3 protein-coding genes are annotated in these 2648 nt (G+C 41.4%); all 3 read left to right on the top strand.

The window, feature by feature from the left end:
• Positions 1-423, top strand: a 423-nt coding sequence (locus ACESM9_RS12140) for a hypothetical protein (protein ID WP_372998931.1), incomplete at its 5' end; no start/stop codon positions are given.
• An 81-nt stretch (positions 424-504) separates the two neighbouring features.
• Positions 505-1656 (top strand): amidohydrolase family protein, encoded by a 1152-nt coding sequence (locus tag ACESM9_RS12135; protein WP_372998928.1) that lies wholly within the window; start codon positions 505-507, stop codon positions 1654-1656.
• Between the two features lie 45 nt (positions 1657-1701).
• The gene (locus ACESM9_RS12130) at positions 1702-2634 is read left to right on the top strand and encodes a helix-turn-helix transcriptional regulator (protein WP_372998925.1); all 933 of its coding nucleotides are present in this window, start codon (positions 1702-1704) and stop codon (positions 2632-2634) included.
• Positions 2635-2648 lie beyond the last annotated feature (14 nt).

The following is a 2648-nucleotide window of genomic DNA, read 5'->3' as shown; positions in this document are numbered from 1 at the left end:
AATACTGCAATATCTTATGTACGGATTCATTGGTATGAGAGCGGCATGATACAGATGCTCGTTGCAGCAATGTTTGCAGTGTTGTCGCTCCTTGTGGCAGCTGCAGGAATCATGAGGCTGTCCGGCAGGAGAAAGGATAGGAAGGAGCATTTTATTTCAGTATTGTCAATCATTCATTGCGCCTGGTTCATCGTCATGTGCTGCTTGATTTTTACCGGTTTGAGCAATTTTAATCTGCTTAGCTATTCCGTTCCTATAAGAATATTTGCGCTGCTTGTAGCGACTACAAGCGTAGGAGGTATTCTATACACGGCATATTTATTGGTAAGAAAGGTATTCAAGCCGGATAACATACTGCTCATTGCATGGAATATCTCAAGTCTGCTATTCTGTTTATGGATGGTGCAGGTGAATATTTTGTAACAAGCTAAGATGTCTCATATCTACAGGTGGGGGTATAAATCTTCCATAGAATCAGATGGATATCAACAGGAGGTGAAAGGTATGCACAACAATATACTATTGAGAAATGGATTGCTTATAGACGGAGCGGGAGCAAAAGAGGCTGATAACATATCAGTAAGCATTTTAAATGGGAAAATTGCATCAGTTTTTAAGGGTAACGACGAGCATATGAATTGTGAATATGATAGGATTATTGAACTGAACGGCTTGACTATATTGCCAGGGTTCATCAATTCCCATGCACACTCGGGCTTTAAGCATGTAAAAAATGAACCCTTGAGGGATTTTCAGCTGGATTACTTGAGAGCTTGCATAAATGAAGGGATAACAACAGTTCGTGATGAGGGTATGCTGACAGATGATCCTATTAAGGATGCAATTGAGAAGAAAAGAATGCTTGATGAAACTATGTATTATCCAAGGATTATAACCACCGGGAAATTCTTTTCAGCACCCGGAGGTTATGGGGGGATGGAACCGATAAGCATAAGGACTGAAGAGGAAGCAAGGAATAAAGTAAATGAAGTGCTGGACAAAGGTATTGATATGATAAAGACAGTATTGGAGGATGGACTTGACCCGAGCACCTTTGGGTTGCCAAAGCTGTCAGACGGGCTGCTTAAGGCTATCTGTGACGAAGCTCACAAAAGAGGTGCCAGAGTATCTGCACATGTCACACAGGCGCATAACCTGAAGAGGCTTGTGGATGCAGGCATCGATGATGCAGGGCATATTGTTTATGATGATTTGTCAGATGAACTCATTCAAGAGATGGTGGCAAAAAAAGTATACGTTGTTCCCACCCTTACAGTTTTAAAAATGATCAATGACAAATATGGTGTTCCCGTGCTTGAAAAGGGAATGGAGAATGTATATAGGTTTGTGCAGATGGGCGGAAAAATTGGACTGGGCGATGATTTTCTTGAAGAAGAGATGCCTTGGTACAGGCCGGGTATGCCTATGCTGGAACTGCAGCTTTTAAAAGAAGCAGGACTTACGAATATGCAGATAATTGTTGCAGCAACCAGGCATGGGGCTGAGATATGCGGGATAGACAAGGAAGTCGGTACCATTGAAGCAGGAAAAAGGGCAGATATGCTTATTGTTGAAGGAAATCCGCTGAAGAATTTGGAATGTATTAGTAATGTGAAAATGGTAATTAAAGATGGAAGTGTAGTTGTAGAAAAATAGGTATATGGTATAATATGGTTAATTGATTAGCTGGGTGGTGGTATATTGAAGCTTGACAGACTGGTTTCCATATTAGTGATGCTTCTGAGAAAAGAAAGAGTGCAGGCAAAAGAACTGGCTCAAATGTTTGAAGTCTCTGTTAGAACTATACTGAGGGATGTGGAAGCAATAAACCTTGCAGGCATACCTGTTGTCACCTATCAGGGCGCCAATGGAGGGATAGGGATTGCCGAGGGTTACCGCCTTGATAAAAGCGTATTGACTGAGGATGAGATGGCTGAGATTATTACTACTCTCAGAGGGGTGGCAAGGACATTTCCTGACAGCAGGCATGAGGTGCTCATGGAGAAGTTCAAGAATACTTTATCCGCCTCTCAACTTGAGAATGTAAATTCAAAAGCTAATCGCCTCGTCATAGATCCTTCTCCATGGGGAGAGGATGGATCGACAAAGGCAAAGGCGGCATTGATCCATAAGGCTATTGAAGATTCAAAAGAAGTAAGTTTTACATATACAGACACAAATGGTGAGAAGACTGCTCGTATAGTAGAGCCTTATTCGCTGCTATTGAAAGCCCAGAAATGGTATCTCTACGGATGGTGCCAATTGAGGCAGGATTTTAGGTTATTCAAGCTTTCCAGAATGAGTGAGCTTGCTATATCAGATACAAACTTTGTTAAAAGGGAAGTACCTGGAGAAGGATTTCCCTGGGAGAGCCAATGGCAAAAGCCTGAAAATATGGTTTCGTTGCAGCTAATTTTTGAAAAAGAGATGGAGAGCGTAGTGGTGGACTGTTTCGGTTCACATATTGAAAAATCTGAGGATGGAAGGATACTGGTTAATGTATTTATGCCGGAGAACAATTGGCTCTACGGATTGATTCTAAGCTTTGGAGATCAGGTGGAAGTAATTAGTCCGCCGCACATGAGAACCATCATTAAAGAAATATCGCAAAAAATTTATATAAAATATTTATAGAACATGACATACAG

Origin of the sequence: Lutispora sp., assembly GCF_041687175.1 — a bacterium.
Classification (GTDB): Bacteria; Bacillota; Clostridia; order Lutisporales; family Lutisporaceae; genus Lutispora.
The sequence above is the reverse complement of the archived record's forward strand: the minus strand, read 5'-3'. Positions and strand labels throughout refer to the sequence as shown.

Excerpts from the sequence above, each read along its gene's own strand:
- ACESM9_RS12135 (WP_372998928.1), top strand. The coding sequence starts at position 505 with ATGCACAACAATATACTATTGAGAAATGGATTGCTTATAGACGGAGCG.